We start from the raw sequence: 22,810 nt of genomic DNA on the forward strand, positions 1-22,810 counted from the left end.
AACAAGGGATTAAGCATGGACGAGCACAGCACACCAGCGGAGCAGCAGGAGCAATCGCAACCTCCGAGCATGACGGTAGCTTTCGACATGCTAGACATGCAACTGCATGTGAACAGCGGCGAGAGCTTGGGCCTAGAAATCAATAATTGCAAACGTGACCCCAATGAACTCCTCGATATTGACGCTGGCAGCAACTTACTCGCTATCCGCCAAATTGAACCGGCCCGAGACATGAGCCACCCGCTGGGCTCGGGGCAAAAGCCATGGCAGCAGCCCACAGTGGTTGTGACCATCCCCTCCCAGCAGCACATCGACATGCTAGTGCTCACTACGAACGGCGGCTCAGCGCAGTTGGACGCTATTCACGCAGACCGGTTCATGTTTACCGCCCAAGGTGCTTCCATCCGCGCTACTGACTTGGTATGCGACGCGCTGGGTATCGACTGCCAGGCAGCCAGCGTCGAAGCTAGCAATGTGCAAGTAAGACAGCATAGCGTGGTCACGGCAGAGGGCGGACGCGTAAGCATCACTATCCAAGAGGGCACGCGCACCAAAGCTGATTTTGGATACCAGGCAAACTGCGTCAACGGTAGCATCCACCTACCCGACCGCACACTAACAGGCATGAGCCAAGCCCAACGCACCGGCTCACCCAGTTTTGAGCTCACCTCTACGAACTCGCGTATCACTTTGGCTTAAAACAACAGATACCGCCAGCAGCTGTCGGTTCTCGCAGCCAGCCCAAAAGCCAAGCACGCGACTAGCGAACCCAAAGCTCTGAGTCTAGGGGCCATTCGTTGGGAGCACAGCCGAGAAGCCCCATGGATTGCTCCTGCATAAGGGGCGCAGGCTGACCCGGTCCGGCACAAGTCTGCTCATTGTCAAGATGACCTAAACGGTGGCCGACCTCGTGGTTAATGACCATTACTTTATAGCGAGCCATGTTGCCACCGGCCCCGAGCCAGTACTCCGTGCCTCCATCCCAGCGGTCTTTATTAATGATGACCTGATTGCCTACTCGGCAGCTGTACATATTAGAACAGCCACCCGAAAACGTAGTCATATATTGAGATTGCGAGAGCACAACCGTCATATCGCAAGTGCCTTCGCTCCCCTGGGTAAACGTGGCCCCAGCGCGAGGCCAGCCGTGTACATCGTTGAGCGTGCGGAACACTTCTTGTTCAAATTCAGTGGTATCGCCCACATCGCCCTTGCCCGCGATGCAATAAGTGAACTGGTGCTGCTCCTTGCCCGACGCGGCAGCCGTGGACTGAGCTTGAGTAAGGATATTATCCCGATCTTGAGCGCTCAAAACTACTGGCTGAGGCTGAGCCGCTTGCGGGGGCGCAGTAACAGACCGGTCTGCGCTCGGCCGCGGTGAAGGTCGAGCAGTCGCAGAAGTTGTCGCCGTTTCGCTGGCTTGTGAAGAAGCCTCTTTGCGTGCCTTACTTACTCCCATAACGATTAAGCAGACTACAATTATGACAGTTAAGAAGGCCAAGAACCAACGCCGAATACGATAAATAGCACTCACCTGAGTTTCACTAGCTTGAGCAGTACTTCCGGGAGCAAGCGCCGTCAATACAGCTTTACCTAGGCGCAGGGCAGTTCCACATTTGCTCGATGCCTTCGACTTGCCTGAGTGCTGGTTGGGGGGAGAGCTCTGAGGGCTGCCTTGTGTTGTCCCCATGCTACCCCTTCCGTGCGCTGCTTCTAGAGTGCACAAACCCTTTTGGGCGAGTCGCACCGCTCCCGTAGACAAGATTACTGTAATGCCTTCTCAATTCAAATAGCACAACATGTTGCGCTTATCGGCTACTGACCACCGGCGAACCTGCTGTCAAACCCTCGGTTCCCGGGGCGTGCGTATGATGAGCAGCTGGTGGCAAGTGGGCCACAGCGGGAGATTGCGGAGAGTAGGGGCATGAAAAAGAGTCTGGTTGCATTGGCTTCTGGAGCGTTTGCCTTGGGGGCTGCCGAGTTCATTATGATGGGCATTTTGCCGCAGACTGCGAGAGCTATGCAGGTCTCGATTCCCCAAGCCGGGCACTTCATTTCCGCTTACGCCATTGGCGTGTGCATGGGCACTCTCATCCTCGTTTTTGGGCGCAAAGTGCCTCCGAAACGCCTCATCTTGCTCTTTCTAGCTCTTATTGTGATGGGCAACACCTTCTCTGCTCTCTCAACCAGCGCTGGCATGCTCATCGCGGCCCGGTTTATCGCAGGCCTACCCCACGGCGCTTTCTTTGGCACTGCTGCTTATATAGCGAAGCTCAGCGCCGAACCAGGTAAGGAAGCTCAGGCGATGGCGGTCACCATCACCGGGCAAACGCTGGCTAACATGCTGGGAGTGCCCGGCGGCACCATGCTGGCCCAATACTTGTCTTGGCGGGCAGCGTTCGCCTTCTTGGCACTGTGGGGAGCAGCTACGATTGTGCTGACCTTGCGCTGGATTCCCAACCTGCCTGCAGTGCCAGATACCGGTTTACGCGGCCAGTTCCACTTTCTCAAACGCCGAGGGCCTTGGGCCATACTCCTCGCCGTGTTTACCGGCAATGCGGGCATTTTCTGCTGGTGGTCGTACGTCTCTCCCTGGCTGAGTCACGTGGGCGAATGGTCAAGCGGGGCCGTTTCCTTGCTGATGATGCTAGCAGGCTTCGGTATGGTAGTCGGCGGTATCGCAGGCGGCGCTTTATCGGACCGCTGGCGGCATGCGGGCTCGGCAGCTTTGGGCCAGTTCATAGCGTTTGTTGGTCTGCTGATGGTCTTCGCTATCCCCGGCTCCAAGCTCTCGACCGCCATTCTCACCTTCTGGGTAGCTTTTGGTCTCTTTTTCGTCTCAACGCCCCAGCAGATGTTGATGGTCGAAGCTGGCCAAGGAGGCGGCGAACTCATTGGCGGCGCAACCATACAAATAGCCTTCAATTTCGGCAATGCGGTGGGCTCCTCTATCGGTGGCGCAGCTCTGAGCGCATCGGCTATGAATTACCACTATCCCGCCCTCGCTGGCGCTCCCCTAGCCCTGATTGCGGTGCTCCTGCTGGTCTGGTATTCTCACCGTTTGGAGACTGAAACCGACGCTATCCACCGCTTGGAAGAGGTCAAGGTTTGAGACTAAGCTTGCCGTATGGCAGACTTGGGCAATGACGACATTCAAGAGCGCACACCAACGCAGGTAAGCGGCGCGCATTCAGCTCCTTCTTACCTTGGCGCAGACGGCTCGTTTGATTCCAAAGCATTTTTACAGGGATTAGACGCAATTTTTGACTCCTCCCAGTCCAATGACAATGCCGAAGATTACCTGCTGCAAGCCTTGGCAGACGCAGAAAATGCTGGAGATGACGCTGGCTTGTTGACCGTGCTCAACGAGGTTATCGGCTACTATCGCTCCCGGGGCCGCCACCAAGACAACATGTGGATGATTCAGCGCTCCTTGGAGCTCGCTGCCAAAATGCAGTTGCAGGGCACCGACGCTTGGACCACTACCCTGATTAACGCGGCTACCGGCATGCGGGCGGCAGGCCAGTATGACCAAGCTGAGGACTTGTATAAGCAGGCTTTACGCTCAGCCAAGCAGACCCTCGAACCGGGCGACCGACGCCTGGCAGCCCTCCACAACAACCTTTCCATGCTCTACTCGGAAACCGGCCGCGACCAGCAGGGCGTAGATGAACTCCGGCATGCTTTGGAGATACTGACTGCCTCCTCCCCCGACCCTGAGCGCGACTTGGATGTGGCATCTACGCATACAAACTTGGCTTTGGCGCTACTGGCTTTGGCTGGCGGCAAGAGCCCGGAAAAGCAGAGCACGCTTGCAAACGAGGCAGGTGAGCACGCCGCTCAGACCTTGCGCATCTACCAAGCAGGGCATTTGCAGTCCAACCCCCACTATGCTTCTGCGCTGGCGGGCTACGGGCAGGTTTGCTTTGCGGGCGGCCAATTCGGCAAGGCAGCGGGAGCTTACCAGGAGGCGCTTGGCATCATCGCCCGCGATTACGGAAGCGCCAGCGACTCGTATGCCGTCACCAAGGAGAACTTGGACCAAGCATTGCAGGCCGCACAGCAGGCAGGGCAAAGCGTAGAGCTGGTAGATGCGAGCGTTGACAATAGCGCAGGACAGTCCAATGTCGGCGCAAACACTTCGCCCGCACCCTCCACTCCCGGGGCCGAAAGCAAGTCAGAGCGCCCCAAAATGACGGGATTGCAACTGTCGCGCGCCTACTGGGAACAGTACGGCAAGCCTATGCTTGAGAAAAAATACCCCGAATATGTAACTCGTATTGCAGCTGGATTAGTGGGCCACGGCTCCGAATGCTACGGTTTCGACGATGAAATCTCCCAAGACCACGACTTCGGCCCCAGTTTCTGCCTGTGGTTGACTAGCGAGGATTATGCGGCCATCGGCAGCCAGCTTCAAGCCGATTATGAGGCACTTCCTCAAGAGTTTATGGGCTACGGACCCCGCGAAAACTCCGTGCGCGCCCAGGGAGCCAGCAAACGAGTGGGAGTCTTCGAGATAGGTGACTTCTTCCAATCCATCACCGGCTACCGGCAAGCCCCCGCCCAAGATAAGCCCCACGAATGGCTCCTTTTGCCCGAAGCAACGCTGGCAGCTGCCACTAATGGCGAGGTTTTTGCCGACCCTCTAGGCCGCTTCCTCCAAGCTAGACAAGACTTCCGAACCATGCCCGACGACGTACGCTTTGCCCTGATTTCTCAACGCTTAGGCATGATTAGTCAGGCAGGGCAATACAATCTCGGCCGTAGCTTGCAGCGCGGCGACGGAGCTGCGGCCTGGCTTTCTATCGACGAATTTACCAAAGCCGTAACCTCGCTAGTCTTCCTAGTCAACAATCCGCTAACGGTGGGCTATACGCCTTACTACAAGTGGACTTTTGCCGGGCTTCGCACCATCAGCGGTTGGATGGCAACCCGCTTGAGTCAGGTGTGTGGCAAGCTCGAAACTATATTGCAGCTCTCCTCGGCAGCTTGCTTTGGTAGCGCTGGTTTTGGCGAAGGAGGTAAGGGCGCGGGCCCCACCGTTGAGCGGCTTGAAGCCGAGGTTGAAGAGGTCTGCCAGCTCATTCTTGCCGAGCTCCAAGCCGAGGGGCTCACCACTTCCAACGAAAACTTCTTGGAATGGCAGAGACCCTACATCGAAGCGCATATTTCCAGCGATGATCCCAGTCTGCACAGCATTTGAGGGAAAACTAGAGCAGACACATACTAGGCAAGAAAGCGAGGCCCTTCGATGAGCCAGACCAATCAAGCAGCCATGAGTGACGACGAGCTGCGCGAACACATCGTGCGCCACGAATGGGAGCAATTCCAGCAGGTCGACAACGAGGGAGGCCGCGCCAACTGCCAGGGCAACTGGCCCACCTTCCACCAGATGCGCTACAGTCAGTTCGCCCTGTGGCCTCGCGAGCTACTCGACAGCTATGCCCAAGATTTAGACATCGCAGACAAAGAGAGACGTAACCTCCTCACCGAAAAGTACGCTCGGATGATGGAGTCGACAGCACCCGAGGAATACCGGCGGGATATTGCTCCCTACCTGCCCAAGCTCGGGCTCGAACGCCAAAGCCAGCAGGAGCGCATCATTAAACAGCAGGTGGCCTGGGCTGCTGATTTCCGCAGCCACTACCCCAAGCTGGGCCAAGAGATGAGGATCCTGCGCACAGCCGACGATACTGTGCAAGATACTTCTTTTGAAACCTACCTGCGCGGCGAACTCTCAACTTATTCGGCGAATACACTCAGGCTCTATTTGAAAATGGTGCTCATGCTGGCAGCCCAGCGGCGCAATCTGACCGAGGAAACCTTGCTGGCTACCGTGCAAGCAGCCGGGTATGAGAACTTAGACCAAGCCGAAGCCGCCCAGCAAGAACCTTTGCAAGCCTGAGCTCAGCAGTAAGCGCAGTGTTTTTGCCGATACCGGGCACCCCTTGTGCCAGAGTTGAACTGTGCGAATTTTGAAACGTCTGTCAGCCCTGCTCCTCTCCTTTGCGGTGCTTTTTGGCCTAGTCAGTGGCCTGAATGCTCTTATGAATCCGGGCTGGCAAGTGGAGCCATACAAGGACCATATCCGCCCTGCAACTGCCGACACTGCTATTGCTTCCAATCGCGGAGCTACTACGCCCGAAGGCCACTACCAGACCAAGGAAACATGGGTCAGCGTGAAGCTGGCGCCCGAGGTCTCGATTCAGGCGATTGTGCGCGAGCCCGTTGGCGCTCCAGCTGGCCACCCAGCCTGTCTCTTCATCCACGGCGCAGGCACCGGCAAAGCTGCTGACGTCTACGGCGACTTGGCCTCAGCCCTCGCCTCGGCAGGCATTACCACGCTCGTTCCAGACAAGCGGCTCGACACTTACACCACCTTCCACCGCGACTACGCGGACATGGCAGCCGACTACGGCAAATCCTTGGACATCTTGCGTTCTTGGCCCGGAGTTGATTCCGCTAAGACTGGCCTCTACGCTGAGTCCGAAGGTACGTGGATTTCCTCGATTATGACCGCGCAAGACCCCACTCTTGCATACTCTATCTTGACTTCTCCGCCAGTCTATCCTGGCCGCAGTCAGATGTCGATGGCCGTGAGCTCTTACTTAGATTTGATTGGCGCGCCTGCGGGCATTCAAGCTCAGATTCCTAAGCTTATGGGCATGAACTTCTCGCCCCTCGGTTTGGAATATGCTGATTTTAATACCCTACCCAACTGGGATAAGCTCACTCAGCCCACGTTAATCAACTTCGGCACCAGCGACGACTCCATGCCCGTTGAGCAAGGAGCACAGGAAATCACCCGCCGCGCTGCCAAGGCAGGCAACACGAATGTGACCCTGCGATATTATCCGGCCAACCACCAAATGCGTATGGGAAGCCTACTCGCCAAGGCCGGCCTGCCACTCGAACCCCACTACACCCACAACTTAGAGGATTGGATTAACGCAATTTCCTTGGGCACCAAGTCCAACGAATGGGCCACTCCCATGATTGCAGGTGTTCAGCCCCGCCAGCTGTTCACAGCGCCCCGTACCACTCACCACGGGCTCATCGGGTCAGTTGGTGCACTGATAGCGGTCTTGGTAGCCAGCTTTGTTCTGCCGGCCTTAGCCCTAGTTGGTGCACTCTTCCTAGTTATTGCTGGCTCTTCCCGCCGCAGGCGTTCGACATCGAATACGCCGGCTTTTGGCCCTAAGATTGTAGGCCTCTTGTGGGCAGGCAGCTTGGCCAGTCTTGCTAGTTTGGGCATATCGCTGGCTTACATTGGTGTCACCGCAACTCACGCCCTCCAGCTTGAGCCCTTGACCGCCAACATGATTCGTGGGTGGACCGAGCTCAAACTGCTGGCCCTACTCGTGCTCGTAGTATTAGCCTTCCTCCCAGCCCGAGCTCTCCACAACCGGATGGCAGCCAAGCGCTCGGGAGATCAGCCCAATTCGTATACAATTATGGCCTGCCATGCCCGCAAGCTGCCCGCTCAATCCGCAACTCCACGCCCGGCCATTGCCCAAGGTTGGGGCCACTGGATGGTCTTGATTCTCGCCCTTGCAGGAATCGTCTGCTGCCTAGTTTCCCTATCATTCTGGGGATTGTTCGCCTGGTAAAACACATACAATAAGGGCCTCAGATGAACCGTACCGCTCACCTGAGGCCCTTATTGACACAGCGTCAATATTGCATATAATCGACGCTTACCCGACAGTTCTCTTTACTTATCTTGCACAGCCGCATTGTCAGCATGCCGAGTCCGCACCCATGAGACCAGTCCCCACATGAGACCAGCCAGCACTAAAGCTCCTCCCAAGAAGGCGAAAACCACAGTCGCAATTACTCCCCCATTGACGCTCACACCCACCCAGTCGTACCAAGAGAAGAAGATACCACCGGAGAGGCAGGCTAGGCCAACGAGCGCCAGCAAGAGCCCGAACACGATGGTTGCAGCACTGGGTCCGGTTGGCCGCTCCTCAACAACTTGGGGCTGACTGCGCGCATACACATAGGGCGGCGTCGACACGTAAGTTGGCGGTACATTCCCCGAAGATGCCCGCCAAGAGCTCTCGTGCGCCGGAGCTTCCTGCTCACTCTGACGCTCAGCCCCTACCTGCTCCGCAGCTTCCGCGCTTTCCTCATCACCTTGTCTACTGGCTCTCTCACCAGCGTCGCCCTCCGATTGGGTCATCGGCTGCGTTTCATCTGCCATATTTTCGCGGATTTTATCCATCACTTCTGTGGGCTCCGAATCTCGGCTCGTATCTAACTCTTGCTTGCGCTCGTTCTCAGTCATCGTAACCATTCCCGTCTTCATCGTCGTAGTCGTGCCGCTCATTATTGTGTCGAGAAAGAGGCTTATTCTGACCATCTTCTGGCAAAGTGGCCGAACCGTTTCGGTGCACAGTCAGTCGCGCATTATTGCCGCATGTATACTTCACCGTTAGCTCAGGAGAGTGGAGCCTATGGTCGGCCGATCCAACAGAGACGAGACTTGTGCCATTGTGGTATTCAACATCAAAACCCCAGCGATCTAAACGCCCCTTCCAAGTGCCTGAGTTTGACCAACTCTCCTCCACGTAAGGCAGACTTCCTACCGCATACTGCTTAAATACTTCGTAGGAACAGCCCTTGGGCAGCTGCAAGTCGACGTCAGCTCCAGACGATGCAATTCGCATTTGTCCAGTAGGACATCCTGAGTCCTGCTGACTAGCATCGTCGAGCCAGACCTTATGAAGACCGTTGTCGGCTTGATAGTTAGACAAATCAATACTCACCTTCGCAGGAGCAGAGGTCGAACCAGAGAAGTAGATACCACTTTGATAGCGCTGGATTTGCTCGGGCCGAGAATCAAGATTCAGCTTCTCATTCTTGCCAAGGGTAACCACTTCGTAGCTCTTAATCTCTTGCCGCAATTCGTTGCGATTCCATCCGCTTGCGACAGATCCCAGCACCACAACGGCCATCACCATGAGTGTGATTATAGCCACTGGAATCAATCCACCCGCACGGCGACCCATCGTGCCCAAAATCATGATGAGAATACCCAAGACTAGGGTGAGCGCACCTATCCAAATCATGCCCACCTGCACGGTATACGAGGCCGACAGATCAGAGTTAAAGCCCAAGTTACCCACGATTACAGCCGAAAGCACTACAAGCCCTAAGCTCAACAAAACAAAAGCGGGGCCAGCGGGCTTACGGCGGAGTTTGCGTACCCGCAGGGCCGGAGCCGCCATAGCTGGCTGCACAGGCTCAGCGTAAGGCGAGCGAGGGGCAGCCGAAGCGTAAGGCGCTGACTGGGCGTAGTTGCGTGATTCACCAGCAGCTGCGGGCTGAGTATACGTCGAATCCTGCTCAGACGCGCTCACAGGAGGCTGCTCCCATGTATCAGTAGGGCAATGCGACTCTTGCCTTGACTCTTTACCGCCATTGTGCGCACCGGTTTCTGGGCTTGCTGCCCAAGCTGCGCCTGCACTTGGAGGCACCGGGCCAGCTCCTTGCCGCCCGGAACCATCAAAAGGGTATTGACCGCCTGCTGAACCGTTGGGACCAGTGGGGCCGTAGCCCCAGCCGTAGCGCTTTGCCTGACTACCGCCCCAAGCTAGGAATGCCCAAAGTGCCAAGATTGCGATTAGCGAGGAGGAGAAAAGACTCAACGCGCCCGAGCCCACCGAGAAGAGGAGGAGGATAATAATGCCCACAATCGCGCCGTGCCACTGCCCTGCTAGGAGGTCTTCAGCAATGATGATATTGCGCCTATCAGGCAGGAGGAACCAGGCAAAAGCGTAGAAGACACCGCCGGCACCGAAGCACAGGGCACATACCAGCATAATCACGCGCACCAAGGCAGGCGACCAGCCCAAGCGCTCAGCGATACCACCGCACACGCCGCCTATCCAGCGGTCGTCGGAGCGGCGCAAATAAGTACTGCGCACCCACCTAAAGAAGCGGCTGGTAGTTTCCTCGCCCACGGGTCGGAAGGGCTGCTGCGGTCCAGGACCATAGCCCGGGCCTGAGCCATTGCCGTATCCGCCAGCGTTGCCAGCACTCGGGCCTGCACTCGGGCCGTATTGTGGATTATATCCATTATTTACGTTCGGACCTTGCTGCTGTCCGCCGTCTGGGCTCCCATAAGGGTTGCCATAATTATTGCTATTGCTCATATACCTATTACAGCAGGCCGCGATCACAATTCGTATCCGGGAACACCCTGATTTACCCCTGATTTTCTTCCTCTGGGCTAGCTCAGGGGCAGGCTTCGGGCAATAATAGCAGTATGCTTAATCGTCACTCCCGTAACCAAAATCGCTCTAGCTGGCCCCGGCAGCAGCCCTCGCCCGCCATGAGCGCCTATGCGATCCCGCAAGCGCAGATGGGAGCCGACACTTATCCAGACCCCCATCTTCCACCGCTCCTTCCCGCTCGCCTGCCCTTAATGCGGCCCAAGCAGGGGCGAATACTGTGCGGCGTATGCAAGGGCATCAGCCTCCATTTAGGAATTAAGGTCTCATGGGTTCGGCTGTTTATGCTGGCCCTCATTTTTGCTTTTGGCGCAGGCATCGTAGCCTATATTTTCCTATGGATATACGTGCCCGCGGGAGACCCGATAGCAGCGGCCCAGCAGCTCTACTACGACCCGCAGGCCCAACCCTTAGCCCGACCAAACGCAGGAATTGCAGGGCCAGCAAATCAGAGCGAAGAGCCCACCAGTAGCGACAGCGGCCTCAGCGAAGTCCTCCACAATGCACCCAAACCAGCTCTCTTAGCTGGGGTTGGCGCACTACTTCTAGCTCTAGCCCTCTCATTCAGCCTTACCGGCATGCCTCGGCGCCTTGTCTTCCCAACAATCTTGCTCGCTTCAAGTCTGGCCATAGCTTGGTTCCACTTTGGCGGTGATCAGCGGCGAGTATGGACACTCGCAGCCAGCGGCGCACTGATTTTAGCTGCCCTCGCTTCGTACGTGTTCCCCACCTTCCCAGCCGACGAAGCCTGGCAAATGATGCTGCTAGCGCTGATCGTTATCGCAGCCGTTGCAGTCATTTTGACCCCTTGGGCCAGCAGCATACTCGCCCGTCTCAGCACGGAGCGAGCGCAAAAAGAGCGCGAAGAAGAGCGCGCCGACATGGCTGCCCACCTCCACGACGGTGTCTTGCAAACCTTGGCCCTTATCCAACTCCATGCCGACGATCCGCAGGCCGTGTTTACGCTGGCTCGCGGCCAAGAACGCGACTTACGTAACTGGCTCTACCAGGAGCGCACGCCCTCCGACCGCTCAGTCAGCTCCGGCCTCCAGAGCATCGCCGCCCAGATCGAAGACGCGCATGGCAAGCCTATAGACGTAGTCACCGTGGGAGACGCCCACCCCTCGGCCCAAACAGATGCCCTCCTCGATGCCACTCAACAGGCACTTATCAACGCAGTCACCCACGGAGCCGAACCTATCTCGGTCTACTGCGAGGCCGGAAAAGGCAAGGTTGAAGTGTTCGTACGAGACCATGGCGCAGGCTTCGACACCAAGGCAGTGCCACCAGACCGACTAGGCATCCGCGAATCTATTATTGGCAGACTGGAGCGGCGAGGCGGTACAGTAGAGATTGTTTCCCGGCCCAACTGGGGCACCGAGGTTCGTATGCACATGCCCATCTCTGCCGCCAGCGACCAGGCCCAGCAAGACAGCAGAGGCCAGCAGACACAAGCCAAATCCGCCCAAAGAGCAGGAGCGCAATAACGATGGAGCAAGCAAACACGGCAGATATGGCAAATATGGCAGATACATCGAATACAGCAAACCCAGCAGCCGAGGCAGTCTTGAAGTCGCAAGAAACTAGCGAGGGTCAGACCCCTATACGCATTGGCGTTGTGGACGACCATGAAATGTTTCGCGCAGGCGTTATCGCCACCCTCCAGCCCCACTTCCAAGTCGTGGGTCAGGCAGCGGACGTAGAAGGCTCTATCCAGATGGTGAGCGAAACACAGCCAGACGTTGTACTCTTAGACGTACACGTGCCCGGCGGTCAGGGCGGTGGCGGTGCCGAAATCTTAGCCCGCTCCCAACCCCTAGCCCCGCACTCAGTCTTCTTAGCACTTTCCGTCTCGGACTCTCCGCAAGATGTGGGCTCGGTCATACGCGCGGGCGCTCGCGGTTATGTAACGAAAACTATCTCGTCTAGCGATTTGGTCTCTTCTATCCGCCAAGTCCACGAAGGCTACGCGGTCTTCTCCCCCAAGCTGGCCGGTTTCGTGCTCTCTGCCTTCCAAGACGGCAGCTCCGCAGATGCCACAGCCCTTCACGACGACGAGTTGGACCGCTTATCGGCCCGCGAGCAGGAAGTCATGCGTCTCATCGCCCGCGGCTACACCTACCGCGAAGTCGCAGCCGAGCTCTTTATTTCCATCAAAACGGTAGAAACCCACGTCTCGTCAGTACTGCGCAAGCTCCAGCTTTCCAACCGCTCGGAGCTCACCCGATGGGCCGCAGACCGTCGAATCGTATAGTTAGAGCTTCAAACCAAGCTCGCGCAAATCAGAGCGCAAGAGGTCAGTATCTGTGTAGGCCACGCCGATAATGCCCTCCCGGTTCGCAGCCTCCACGTTGGGCAGTTCGTTGTCTACGAAAGCCGTGGTGGCAGGATCGAGATTGAAGCGGTGCAGGGCCAGCTGGTAAATGAGTGGGTCTGGCTTGTAGAGGTATTCTTCCGCCGAAATGAGAATGTCTTGCAGCAGTCGCACCGGCGCAAACTTGTCTTTGATAGCCTCCACGTAAGGCAGCGTGAAATTCGTGAGCCCCCATACGCCGATGCCCTGCTCCGACAGCTCTGTAAGCACATCGCCCATGCCCGGCATCATTGATTTGAGCGCAAGCCGGTAGTTGTCGAAGTAGGTGCGCAGCATCTCGCTTTGCTCACTATCGTGAGTGCTAGCATAGTCTTCGATAATTTTTTCTTGACCCCAACCCGCATTTGAGAGCAGGTTACAACGCCAGAATCCCCAAGGCTCTTCAAAGTTCAGGAAGCGGTCTATCGCATCCTGACTGTAGTTTTCGGCCAGGCAAGGGCGTGGGTCCCAATCCACTAATACCCCACCGAAATCGAACATGACATCATGCACTTCGTTATGCTTATTTTCCATAGGTCAAGCATACTAATAGGCCTTTACCGAGCTCAAGTCAACCTCAAGAAAGTCAAACGGGGTCTACTCTCACCGCAGCTCTCACCGCTAAACTATTAGCCCATATTGCGCAAGTTGCGTCCTGCACTGATCGGCACCAGTAAAGGCGATTGCCCGCATTCCTTGGTCTTGCGCAGCCTTCACATTGCTTGGATTATCGTCTACAAAAACAGTCGATCTTGCCTCAATCATAAAACGCCTCAGCATGACTTGGAAGAGCAGAGGATCGGGCTTGTGCAAACGTTCTTCAGCAGAAATGACAATGCCTTCTAGAGCACGTATAGGCTCGAAAGCATCGAGGATTGCGTCCACATATTTGCCTGTGGAATTTGTTAATCCCCACACGTGGATTCCCTGAGATTTGAGTGCCTCAATCAGCTCTCCCATCCCCGGTATCATGCCCTGAATGGCTTGCCGATAATGTGCAAAATATTGGCGATAAACCCAAGCCACCGCTGGCCCATGAGTGTGCTCATAGTCGGCGAGAATTTTCTCATCACTCCAGCCCAGGTCAGACAAGTCGTTGTAGCGCCAGAAGCCCCACTCGTCGCTGCGGTCGAAAAACATGTCAACAACCCCATCGGGGTAGAGCCCATCCAGCGTCGGCCGAGGGTTCCAGTCCACTAGGACTCCCCCGAAATCAAATACGACGTTCTCTACTCCGCAAGGTATCTCTTGTGTGCTCATACTCCTAGTCTAAGCGCACATACTTATCTGTTCTTTAATTATTTGAATTATAAGTCACTATGCACATACGTATTATCCATCTAAAGCCAAGCAATCAAGCAAGCAAACATTCAATTAAGGTAGTTGACATTGAAAGGAAATAACAGCAAACCCACTCACTTTCTAGCATAAGATCTACAACCAAGCAGCTCTTCGACAGGCAGTCCGGCCAGCAGATTGTTTTGGCTGATTATCGCCAAGCGCTTCAGTCTCAACTTCGTAGGCATCGGCCAAACCAGTGACCAAATCAAGCAGCTCCACCAAACCATGATCGGTAAGTAGCAACTGCAGTCAGTCGTTTACAGCGGCGCTTATCAACGATGGGGCAGGCCATCCCCAGCTAGATAGTATTCCTCATCTTCGCTAGGGTGGCCTGCCCCATCGTTGTAGTCTGAGCTAGGCGCACATATAGGGCCAAGCTCCGTTGATTTAAGCACGCATCAACTGCAGGGCAATACCGGTTCCTTGACCTTCCATATACGCCAAGTGAATCATCAACTCAGCCAAGGGCTCCAAGTAACGCGAGCAGCTCAAGTCGCCAACAACCTGCGCGTCGAAGCCCAAGCCGTTCAACAAATCAGTCACACTCTTAGCTGCCGATTCCTCACCAGCGACGGGCACAAAGATAGACCCTGTGGGGAATGCGATTGGGTCTTGATTGGGGGCGAGGACAGCGTTCAGAGCCTTAACAACCTGCGCACCGGGCAGAGCAGCAGCAACCTGTTCGCCAGCCGAATCAGAGAACCCCACCGTTAAGTTCGCAAAATCAGCTGTTAGAGGGTTTGTTGCGTCGACTACGATTCGCCCACGAGTCTCATCTTTCCACTCTTGCGGCAGGTCTACTACAGCCGCAAGAGGAATAGCAATGAAGATAAAATCAGCGCTTGCAATGGCATTGCGACCGTCTTCAAGCTGACTGGAAGTATTGAGCGATACCACCTCATGATGCTGGGCAGCGGCAGCTTGCCTAATACCGCTTCCAACATTTCCCGTGCCAATTACCACGATCTTCGCCATGACTATTCCTGTTCTCTAAGGGTCTGGATGCTTCTCATCCAGACGACAGGTTTTATCATCGCGCAGGCACCAATCCCCAACAAGAGTGACTTTGCGAAAGAACCTATCGTAAAATCCGATAAGTGCGGTAGAGTTTTGGCAAACTGGTTGGGAGCTCAAGGGGTAAGCATGATTGAAATCAAAACGTTGGAGATTTTTCTGGCTGCAGCTCAGGAGGAAAACTTTAGCCGAGCCGCCGAAAAGCTCTTTCTCCCTCAGTCAGTAGTAAGCGAACATATTAAACGTTTAGAACGCGAACTTGGAGTCCAGCTCTTTGACCGCTCTCACCGCAACGCACAGCTCACTGCCACTGGCCGAACAGCCACTACCCTAGCCTTAGCTGTTGTGAAAGACCTCGATGCTCTACGACTCGGCGTAAAAAACAGCCAGAACACAAGACAGACTACCGGCTTGCGCCTCGTAATAGGCAAAGGCATGGCTCAAAAGGTGGCTCACATTGCAAGTAGGCTACGAGCAGACAACATTTTCTTGCATATCACCGAAGCCGAGCCAGCGCAACGGGTGGCAATGATTGAGGAGGGCAGAGCCGACGCAGCTATCCTCCGAGGCCGCCGGGCAAGCCAAATGGACCATGCCGAGCATGTGTGGGACGACATTGTAGTCGCAGCAGTCAACGCAGCCCACCCCTCCTTCGGCAGCCCTACCATAGCGGTTCAATCACTACAAAACACCTCTTTAGCCTTGGTTCCCCGCAGGGGCAACCCCATGCTAGTTGACCTCATCAGCAAGCAAGTCTTTACGGACAGCTCAGCCATGCGGCGAGCCCTGCCCTTCACCAGCACGGAAATTACCTTCGCCCAAATGGCGGTGAGTGATGAACCCCTATGGGCACCCATATATCTTGGCTACGAATCCGAACATACCTATGAGGGCATCTGGTCGGCCCCGATCGAACCGACCCTCAGACTGCCTGCTTATTTGCTACCATCCGCGCAAGCACGAGCCACAAATCAACAATCCATAGACGCCCTACTCAAAGCCTGCCAGCACATCTAATTTCTGCAAATACTAGGCAGTTGACAGGCTCGAAGCACATTCACATAGTCAGCCGCTCGTCGACTAGGCGGGAGTGCTCTACTCCCAGTTGGTGGAGGAGTTCGCTCGGTTTGGACAACGACGACAGCCTGCCCCACGACGAAGAAGAGCGCGTGCATGAGTTCGGTCTGCGTAAGCAACTTCCGGTAGTCCTCCAGCCAGCGGGTGTAGGCAAACAAACCGCAGTCGTAGACCAGCAGATTACGGGTCGAATCCACCAGGGAGCTGTCCAGGAGGGCGATGAGCGGGGCGGGCAGGACGAGCAGTATGCCAGCCAAGTCAAATAGAGAGACAGAGGATGCCGTTTGAACACCCGCAGCCACCCTTCATAGCCGCTGTGGCCAGATTACATTGTTGTCCACATCTCATAGGCTTTTACCCTGCGCATTGAGCGTGAACTGAGGGTTAGTAGCCAATCTTGGCCAGCCAGTCATTAATCTGACCTTCAGCCCCATCAGCCTTAGTTCCCTCGACAGTGAAACCATCAAGCACTTTGGCCTGCGGATACTGCTTGCGCACCGCCTCTTGCGTATTTCCTAGGCCGGAACCAGCTGCTGTTGTGAACGGAATAACGGTCTTGCCGTTCAGGTCTACTGCATCCATAAATGTGCGCACAATCATCGGATACTCGCCCCACCAGATGGGCCCTCCAATAAACACTGTGTCGTAGCTACTCACATCTGGCAGTGGATTCTTAATCTTGGGCCGAGCGTTCTCTTGCTGCTCTTTTTTGGCTTGGTCAGTAGTTTCATCATACGTGCCGGAATAGTCCTGCACCGGCACAATTTCGTATTCATCGGCTTTGGTGTGCTTCTGGATGAAATCCGCCACCACTTTGGTGTGTCCCACTTTCAAATTGCCATCGAAGTTGGCTCCCTTACGCGAAAAATAGACGACCAACGTCTTGCCAGATTTCGTTTGTTCTGGTATCTTATGTGAGCCGGTGGTTTCGGACTTTTGCGTCTGTGGCGTTGCCATAGTTTTGTTCCTCCCATTTGCATAGCTTTGGTACATCTCGATGCCCAGAGCAAGGGCAACTACAGCCACTACAGCTACTGCGGGAATCATGATTCGCTTTTCATTTGTTAGCTCCTCTGCTCATTTTGACCAACTTCTGGTGACTCTAGCGGTTACAGTGAGCTCGAAGTCAACTTCGACTTGCACATTATCAGCTATGAGCTGAACTATCCTCATTCAGTAGAACGCCTCAGCGCACGCATACCAACGATAGAACATGTAAAGAACGCTTACATACCCCTTGCTAAAAGTCCAAAAAACGGACAGCCTGAGTTTACTCTACTCAACCTATGTAGGCACGAGAGCGCAAATGCTCGGAAAGCTGCTCCTTGCTCAAAGAACCAGAGGCGAGAGCTTCCACCCACTGGTAAAGGTCGTTTTCCCAAGGGTTGGGCGAGTCTGCGATGTTGAGCCTTATGCCGCGCAAGGCAATCATAGCAAGGGAAATGCGGACTGCAGTGCGCTTGTTGCCGTCACCAAAGGGGTGGTCGCGCACTAGATAGTAGGCAAACGCTGCGGCTTGGTCGAAAATGTCAGCGAATCGGTCGACCGGTTTCTGACCGAAGCTGGCTAGGAAGGTGGAGGCGGCGACTGACTGCACGCGCGGCCCTTCGTCGCCTTTTTCGATGGCGTAACCGCCATGCTTGGTCATCTCTTCCATGTGTGCGTCCAAGACGGTTTGTACGAAAGCCAAAAAGTCCGGTTCATCCGCAAATTCTATAGGCGGTGCCACTTTCCGCCAGTTCTCATCGGCTGTATGCTCAGGCATTGATTAGCATCCTAAAGGTGTTGGGCCAAGTGTCGTTGACTGAGGCGATAGCGGAGGCTAGCGTGCCTTGGACGCTGGGCCGGTCTAAGCCGTCTCGTGAAGCCAAAATCAGCTCCTCACTCAAGCTGGTTTCCGGACCCGTCTGGTAGGCAGCCCTCCAAGCTGAGCCCTCCCGCTGGGTAAAGCACACCAAATCGTAAGTAGTTAAAAAGCCGTATTGCTTGATGACCGCCGCCACCAAGTCGAGCGCCTGAGCATCACCCTCGGGCACGTCTCCGCGAGGTAGCGCGATCCGCCGCCGCCCATATCCCTTAAAAGCTTGGTACACTTCCGGCTCCACAGGCCCCATCTGCCAGGCCTCCACTGGCCCTTCAAAAGCCGCCTGCCCGCGAGCACGCAGGGACTCCACCTGCGCCCAATACACCAGCGCATTGAGCCGCACATTATTCAAAATAATCTCATACCCATGCCCGGCAATAAAGAGATTAGCCAACTCCAGAGCCCTCAATCCCCCTCCTCTCCGAATATGAGTAAGGGCCCAGCTCGGTGGCTGGGCCCTTGTTGGCGGACAGAGCGGGATTCGAACCCGCGGTGACTTGCGCCACAACGGTTTTCAAGACCGTCTCTTTCGACCGCTCAGACATCTGTCCGTTGTGCTCCGCTAGCGGAACAACATCATCTAGCTTAGCGGATACGGCTTACATCGTGCAAGGGGCGCGTGGCAGTGCCCAATCGCTTACGCTTTGGCACAATCTCGGCAGCTGGCCTAGTCTAAGTGATACTCGTCGGCTACGATGTGGCCCTGGTCAAAAGTGACGAAACGGGTGCAGGTTTGCAGGAGGAATTCTCGGTCGTGGGAAATCACCAAGACGATAGCGCCCAGAGCATGCAGGTAGTCTATGGCCTGAGTCACCTGGTGCATGTGAGCCAAATCTAATCCGCTCGTCGGCTCGTCCATAATGACAATCCGCTTGCCTGATAACACAGCGCACCCCACGGCCACCCGCTGCTTCTGCCCTCCAGAAAGCGTACTCGGACTGCGCTCCAGCAAGTCCGTTAAGCCCAGCCCTTCAGCCAACTCACCCAACCGCTCGCTGCTGGTTCGGGGCGCGCCCAGCTGAAGCTCTTTCGCAACCGATTCTGAAAAAAGCTGGTAGTTCACATCTTGGAAGACGAGGAAAGACTCGCGCGTTAAGTCTTTCGGGCTGAGCTGCTGGCCTTGGAGCTCAACCCGGCCACCCTTATCGGCTGCAATCAGCCCGGTCAAAACCTTGGCAAAGGTGGACTTCCCAGCCCCGTTGTGCCCCACGATGCCAATAACTTCGCGGTTGTTCACATCTAAAGTATCAACCTGCAAGGCAGGCTGGTCGCAGCCCTTGTAGGAGTATGCCAAACTCTCAATATGCAAGCTCACTTCGCCTGCTGACCCGCCAGTTTGGTTTGCCTCTAGCTCTGGCTGCCGCTGGCCTTCTTGAGCCTTCGTAACAGCACGTAAGCCCAGACGCTCGCGCTCTTGCAAGCCCATTTGCCCCAACTGGCTAGGGCTATACTCACCGGCAACTTGACCCCTGTCCACCAAGACGAAGCGGTCCGCGATCTGGTTCAAGTAATACAAACGGTGTTCAATAATCAGTAAGGAAAGCCCCTGGCCCTTGAGCTTAGCCAAGACCTGCGTAAGCATCTCAATCGACTCACTGTCTAAGTTTGAAGACGGCTCGTCGAGGAGGAGCATTTTGGGGTTGAGCATATACGAAGATGCGATAGCCACCATCTGCTTTTCGCCGCCCGAAAGCGCGAACATGCTGCGATCGAGCAAGTGACTAATGCCGAATAAGTCAGCCACTTCACTGAGTCTCTGAGCTATCTGCTCCCGCCCAAGACCCATATTTTCTAAGGGAAAAGCTAGCTCGCTGGTTACGTCAGTGGTGAAAAACTGGGTTTTAGGATTTTGGAAGACGGAGCCAACCTGCTCAGACAGTTGGAAAATCGGCACCGCTCCGGCCTCTAAGCCCGCTACTTGGCAGCTGCCCTCCTCCTGCCCTTCGTAGAGCTCAGGTATGAGGCCGTTGACCGCCCGCGAAAGCGTAGTTTTACCGCAGCCAGACTTGCCGGTCACTACAACCGCTTCGCCCGGCCTCACCCGCAGGCTCACGTGGTTGAGCGCCGGGTCGAGCTGCCCCGAATATGTAAAGGAGAAATCATTGATATTAAGCATAAATTAAGCACCCCAGCAATCCGATTCCCACAATGAACACCAGCCAATCCGTAAGCGAGAATGAGACCTTGTAGAGGGAACTCTTGGGGCCCGGATTGGCCAGCCCGCGCGTGAGAGCAGCGGCAGTTAGGTCTGAGGCCACGTTCGCCGCATTGTTGAGCAGGGGCACGTAAATGTATTCTAAACTGCGCGCTGGGTGGAGCAGCAGCGCAAAGCCCCCAACGGCTAGTCCGCGGAACTTCATAGCGTCGCGAATGAGGTGATAATCGTGGCGAATGGTAGGAAAGAATCGGAAAAGCACGCTCATGGGGATAATCACCCACTGGGGCATGTGGAGGCAGCGCAAGCCGTAGACCAGCTCAGAGACCCGAGTGCTCGCAAAAATGAGAGCGGCCACTATAACGACCGGAAGCATTTTGCCCAGTCCGGAGAAGAGAAAGAGCACATAGTGGCCCCACAAGTTATCCGGATAAAGCGTGGCGCAGGCATTGCCCACCACAAAAACTGCGCTCACCAAGGCCCAAGTTACGCCCTGCCTCCAGCGCCGCGCTAGGAAGAAGAGCAGGCACAGGTATGTGTATGCAGCAATTTGCAGCCACATAGGTAGGTTAAAAAAGAGCAGGATATTAGCAAATATAACCAGAAAAAACTTGCTAAAAATCGAGGCTGGTTTCATCCTCGGTTAGTCCCCTGCCCCTGCGCAAAATGTTTGTCAACTAATTTACCACCCCAATAGGCACCAATTACAGCACCTGCAACGGTGATAGCAATGCAAGCAAAGAGAGTAGGACCGGTGATGTGAGAGAAGAGCGTGTTGATATAGTCTTGGCTTTTACCGCGCTTCACCAAACTGGCCACGTAAGCATTTTTCATGAACCACAGAGGAATCACCGGGCCCATTGAGCCGAAGGTAAACACCGTATAGCCCAACAAGCGCAGGCCCCGTTTAGGCTGCTCAGCTTTGGCAGCAAGACTCTGGATAAGATCTGCCACGAGACCGCACAAAGCGTAAGGGATGAAGGCGAGCGCAAAATGGCCCGAAATCAGGAAGAAGAGCCCCATGAGGATGCCCATAATTGTAATAGCGCCAAAACGTGGCACCTTTTGGCACAGCAGCATATAGACCGGACCTGCTAGCAGACCCACAATGCCAGGCACAAAAATAGAGGTAAATCCGGGCAGCAGGAGGCCAGTGATGAGTGTGGTGGCACCTTCAGCGATTCCCATGCAGATGAAATACAGGGCACTATAGATACCTACGTTGATGAGATCCTTGGTTTTCAAGGCCGTTATTGCTGTCACCGTCTCGCTCCCGTCTTAAGCCCGAAGTCTGCCTCACTCGGTTCAGCTCAAACCGGCAGTCCTATTCATTACCAGACTAAAAGACGAAAGCCCTCCTGACAAGAGTCAATTTTGTGACGTCTGCCGGAGATACAGCAAAAGCCCCGCAGGCAAAGCACACCAGATAGACCGGCGCCCTCCACTTTCGGGGCTTATAAACAGCTAAAACTCAGGCTTCCCAGCGGGTAGGCTCGATAACTTCCTTGCCACCCATGTAGGAGCGCATCGCTTCGGGAATGGTGATGGAACCATCGGCGTTCTGGTGATTTTCCAAGATAGCCACCAGCCAGCGAGTCGTAGCCAGCGTGCCGTTGAGTGTAGCCACGGGGCGAGTGCCACCGTCTTCCATGCGCTCGCGGATATTCAGGCGGCGGGCTTGATATTCAGTGCAATTGGAAGTCGAAGTCAGCTCGCGGTAGCGGCCCTGAGTAGGTACCCAAGCCTCGCAGTCGAACTTGCGGGCGGCCGAAGAGCCCAAATCTCCGGCAGCAGTGTCGATAATGCGGTAGGGCACGTCGACCTTGCCCAGCATTTCCTGCTCCATGCTCAAGAGTTCCTGATGCTGAGCACGCGAATCCTCTTGCTTGCAGTAGACGAACATCTCAACTTTGTCGAACTGATGCACACGGATAATGCCCATCGTGTCTTTACCTGCCGAGCCAGCTTCGCGCCGGTAGCAAGAAGACCAACCACAGTAGCGCAGGGCACCCGATTCCAAGTCCAGAATCTCGTCTGCATGCATGCCAGCCAAGGCCACCTCAGAAGTGCCCACCAAATACTGGTCGTCAGGCTCACGCAAGCGGTAAATCTCATCGGAATGCGAGTTCAAGAAGCCGGTGCCAGCCATCACTTCGGGGCGCACCAGCGTAGGGGTAATGGTAGGGATAAAGCCGCGATCCATGGCCTGATCCACAGCCATAGTCAACATTGCGATCTCCATGCGGGCGATGTCGCCGCGCAGGAAGTAGAAGCGAGAACCGGAGACTTTCACGCCACGGCGCATGTCGATTCCGGCCACGCCCTCGCCCAGTTCCAAGTGGTTCTTGGGTTCAAAGCCCTCTGCTGCGAAGTCGCGGGGCGTACCAATCTTATTGACGACTACGTAGTCATCTTCGCCACCCTGCGGCGCTTCAGGTTCAACCACGTTGCTGAACTTCCACATGAGCGTGGTGTAAGTTTCATTGGCTTTGTCGGCAGCATCTTTGAACTGCCCGACTTGGGCCGAAAGCTCCTTGGTGCGAGCTAAGAGTGCAGACTTTTCGTCGCCCTGGGCCTGAGCAATCTGCTTGCCCAGCCCCTTCTGCTCAGCCCTCGTAGACTCAAAGGACTGCAAGGCCTCACGACGCTCAGCATCCGCTTGGAGCACCTGGTCGACCAGCTCCACGGATTCGCCGCGCTTACGCTGGGACTCTTTAACAATGTCCGCATGGTCGCGGATGAACTGAATATCTAGCATGGCTTTATCT

The 22,810-nt window shown here is 55.6% G+C and carries 22 protein-coding genes and 1 tRNA gene; 9 read left to right on the forward strand and 14 right to left on the reverse strand.

Annotation, left to right across the window (positions count from 1 at the left end):
* The first annotated feature begins 15 nt into the window (after positions 1-15).
* Entirely contained in the window at positions 16-699 is a 684-nt protein-coding gene (locus R8377_RS06000; protein ID WP_317642590.1) for a DUF4097 family beta strand repeat-containing protein, read from the forward strand.
* Between the two features lie 61 nt (positions 700-760).
* On the opposite strand, the gene R8377_RS06005 is transcribed toward R8377_RS06000, so the two are convergent.
* Positions 761-1,690, reverse strand: coding sequence for a DUF3152 domain-containing protein (locus tag R8377_RS06005; protein ID WP_317642591.1), 930 nt, complete (start codon positions 1,688-1,690; stop codon positions 761-763).
* A 234-nt stretch (positions 1,691-1,924) separates the two neighbouring features.
* Between R8377_RS06005 and R8377_RS06010 the strand changes: the two genes are divergently transcribed.
* The 4 genes from R8377_RS06010 (at position 1,925) to R8377_RS06025 (ending at position 7,610) form a co-directional block, all read left to right on the forward strand.
* Positions 1,925-3,112, forward strand: coding sequence for an MFS transporter (locus tag R8377_RS06010; RefSeq protein WP_317642592.1), 1,188 nt, complete (start codon positions 1,925-1,927; stop codon positions 3,110-3,112).
* A gap of 15 nt (positions 3,113-3,127) precedes the next feature.
* A complete protein-coding gene (locus tag R8377_RS06015) occupies positions 3,128-5,203 on the forward strand; it encodes a DUF4037 domain-containing protein (RefSeq protein WP_317642593.1) in 2,076 nt (691 codons plus the stop codon).
* Positions 5,204-5,251: 48 nt separating this feature from the next.
* On the forward strand, positions 5,252-5,905 hold the full coding sequence (locus tag R8377_RS06020) for a DUF4125 family protein (RefSeq protein ID WP_425604992.1): 654 nt from the start codon (positions 5,252-5,254) through the stop codon (positions 5,903-5,905).
* A gap of 61 nt (positions 5,906-5,966) precedes the next feature.
* Positions 5,967-7,610 (forward strand): alpha/beta hydrolase family protein, encoded by a 1,644-nt coding sequence (locus R8377_RS06025; RefSeq protein WP_317642594.1) that lies wholly within the window; start codon positions 5,967-5,969, stop codon positions 7,608-7,610.
* Between the two features lie 104 nt (positions 7,611-7,714).
* Here R8377_RS06025 and R8377_RS06030 read toward each other — a convergent pair whose 3' ends face one another.
* Both R8377_RS06030 and R8377_RS06035 read right to left on the reverse strand, forming a co-directional pair.
* Complete coding sequence (locus tag R8377_RS06030; protein ID WP_317642595.1) at positions 7,715-8,299, reverse strand: hypothetical protein; 585 nt, start codon at positions 8,297-8,299, stop codon at positions 7,715-7,717.
* Positions 8,283-10,160: a PspC domain-containing protein gene (locus R8377_RS06035; protein WP_317642596.1), complete on the reverse strand. Its 1,878-nt coding sequence runs from the start codon at positions 10,158-10,160 to the stop codon at positions 8,283-8,285. Before R8377_RS06035 ends, R8377_RS06030 begins: the two co-directional genes overlap by 17 nt.
* Positions 10,161-10,369: 209 nt before the next feature.
* Here R8377_RS06035 and R8377_RS06040 point away from each other — a divergent pair, with 209 nt between their 5' ends.
* Positions 10,370-11,725: an ATP-binding protein gene (locus R8377_RS06040; RefSeq protein WP_317643729.1), complete on the forward strand. Its 1,356-nt coding sequence runs from the start codon at positions 10,370-10,372 to the stop codon at positions 11,723-11,725.
* A 2-nt stretch (positions 11,726-11,727) separates the two neighbouring features.
* Positions 11,728-12,492, forward strand: coding sequence for a LuxR C-terminal-related transcriptional regulator (locus tag R8377_RS06045; RefSeq protein WP_317642597.1), 765 nt, complete (start codon positions 11,728-11,730; stop codon positions 12,490-12,492).
* On the opposite strand, the gene R8377_RS06050 is transcribed toward R8377_RS06045, so the two are convergent.
* The 3 genes from R8377_RS06050 to R8377_RS06060 form a co-directional block, all read right to left on the reverse strand.
* Positions 12,493-13,125, reverse strand: a complete 633-nt coding sequence (locus R8377_RS06050) for an HAD-IA family hydrolase (RefSeq protein WP_317642598.1) — start codon at positions 13,123-13,125, stop codon at positions 12,493-12,495.
* A gap of 87 nt (positions 13,126-13,212) precedes the next feature.
* A complete protein-coding gene (locus R8377_RS06055; protein ID WP_317642599.1) occupies positions 13,213-13,851 on the reverse strand; it encodes an HAD family hydrolase in 639 nt (212 codons plus the stop codon).
* A gap of 468 nt (positions 13,852-14,319) precedes the next feature.
* Positions 14,320-14,907, reverse strand: coding sequence for an NADPH-dependent F420 reductase (locus R8377_RS06060; protein WP_317642600.1), 588 nt, complete (start codon positions 14,905-14,907; stop codon positions 14,320-14,322).
* Positions 14,908-15,075: 168 nt separating this feature from the next.
* On the opposite strand from R8377_RS06060, the gene R8377_RS06065 reads away from it, so the two are divergent.
* Positions 15,076-15,963: a LysR family transcriptional regulator gene (locus R8377_RS06065; protein ID WP_317642601.1), complete on the forward strand. Its 888-nt coding sequence runs from the start codon at positions 15,076-15,078 to the stop codon at positions 15,961-15,963.
* Positions 15,964-16,073: 110 nt separating this feature from the next.
* Positions 16,074-16,289 carry a hypothetical protein gene (locus R8377_RS06070; RefSeq protein WP_317642602.1) on the forward strand — a complete coding sequence of 72 codons (216 nt, stop codon included), beginning with the start codon at positions 16,074-16,076 and terminating at the stop codon, positions 16,287-16,289.
* A gap of 118 nt (positions 16,290-16,407) precedes the next feature.
* Here R8377_RS06070 and R8377_RS06075 read toward each other — a convergent pair whose 3' ends face one another.
* The 8 genes from R8377_RS06075 to serS all read right to left on the reverse strand — a co-directional run bounded on the left by R8377_RS06075 (position 16,408) and on the right by serS (position 22,800).
* The gene (locus tag R8377_RS06075; protein ID WP_317642603.1) at positions 16,408-16,980 is read right to left on the reverse strand and encodes a flavodoxin; all 573 of its coding nucleotides are present in this window, start codon (positions 16,978-16,980) and stop codon (positions 16,408-16,410) included.
* A 322-nt stretch (positions 16,981-17,302) separates the two neighbouring features.
* On the reverse strand, positions 17,303-17,788 hold the full coding sequence (locus R8377_RS06080) for a type II toxin-antitoxin system death-on-curing family toxin (RefSeq protein WP_317642604.1): 486 nt from the start codon (positions 17,786-17,788) through the stop codon (positions 17,303-17,305).
* Positions 17,781-18,296: a Panacea domain-containing protein gene (locus R8377_RS06085; protein ID WP_317642605.1), complete on the reverse strand. Its 516-nt coding sequence runs from the start codon at positions 18,294-18,296 to the stop codon at positions 17,781-17,783. Before R8377_RS06085 ends, R8377_RS06080 begins: the two co-directional genes overlap by 8 nt.
* A 54-nt stretch (positions 18,297-18,350) precedes the next feature.
* A tRNA-Ser gene (locus R8377_RS06090) sits at positions 18,351-18,438 on the reverse strand.
* Positions 18,439-18,554: 116 nt separating this feature from the next.
* Positions 18,555-20,003: an ABC transporter ATP-binding protein gene (locus R8377_RS06095; RefSeq protein ID WP_317642606.1), complete on the reverse strand. Its 1,449-nt coding sequence runs from the start codon at positions 20,001-20,003 to the stop codon at positions 18,555-18,557.
* Positions 19,996-20,679 carry an energy-coupling factor transporter transmembrane component T family protein gene (locus R8377_RS06100; protein ID WP_331669480.1) on the reverse strand — a complete coding sequence of 228 codons (684 nt, stop codon included), beginning with the start codon at positions 20,677-20,679 and terminating at the stop codon, positions 19,996-19,998. The genes R8377_RS06095 and R8377_RS06100 overlap by 8 nt, the downstream gene beginning before the upstream one ends.
* Complete coding sequence (locus tag R8377_RS06105) at positions 20,676-21,305, reverse strand: MptD family putative ECF transporter S component (RefSeq protein ID WP_317642608.1); 630 nt, start codon at positions 21,303-21,305, stop codon at positions 20,676-20,678. Before R8377_RS06105 ends, R8377_RS06100 begins: the two co-directional genes overlap by 4 nt.
* Before the next feature lie 208 nt (positions 21,306-21,513).
* Positions 21,514-22,800, reverse strand: coding sequence for a serine--tRNA ligase (gene serS, locus R8377_RS06110; RefSeq protein WP_317642609.1), 1,287 nt, complete (start codon positions 22,798-22,800; stop codon positions 21,514-21,516).
* Positions 22,801-22,810: the final 10 nt, after the last annotated feature.

Source organism: Bombiscardovia apis (assembly GCF_033095945.1).
Lineage (GTDB): Bacteria > Actinomycetota > Actinomycetes > Actinomycetales > Bifidobacteriaceae > Bombiscardovia > Bombiscardovia apis.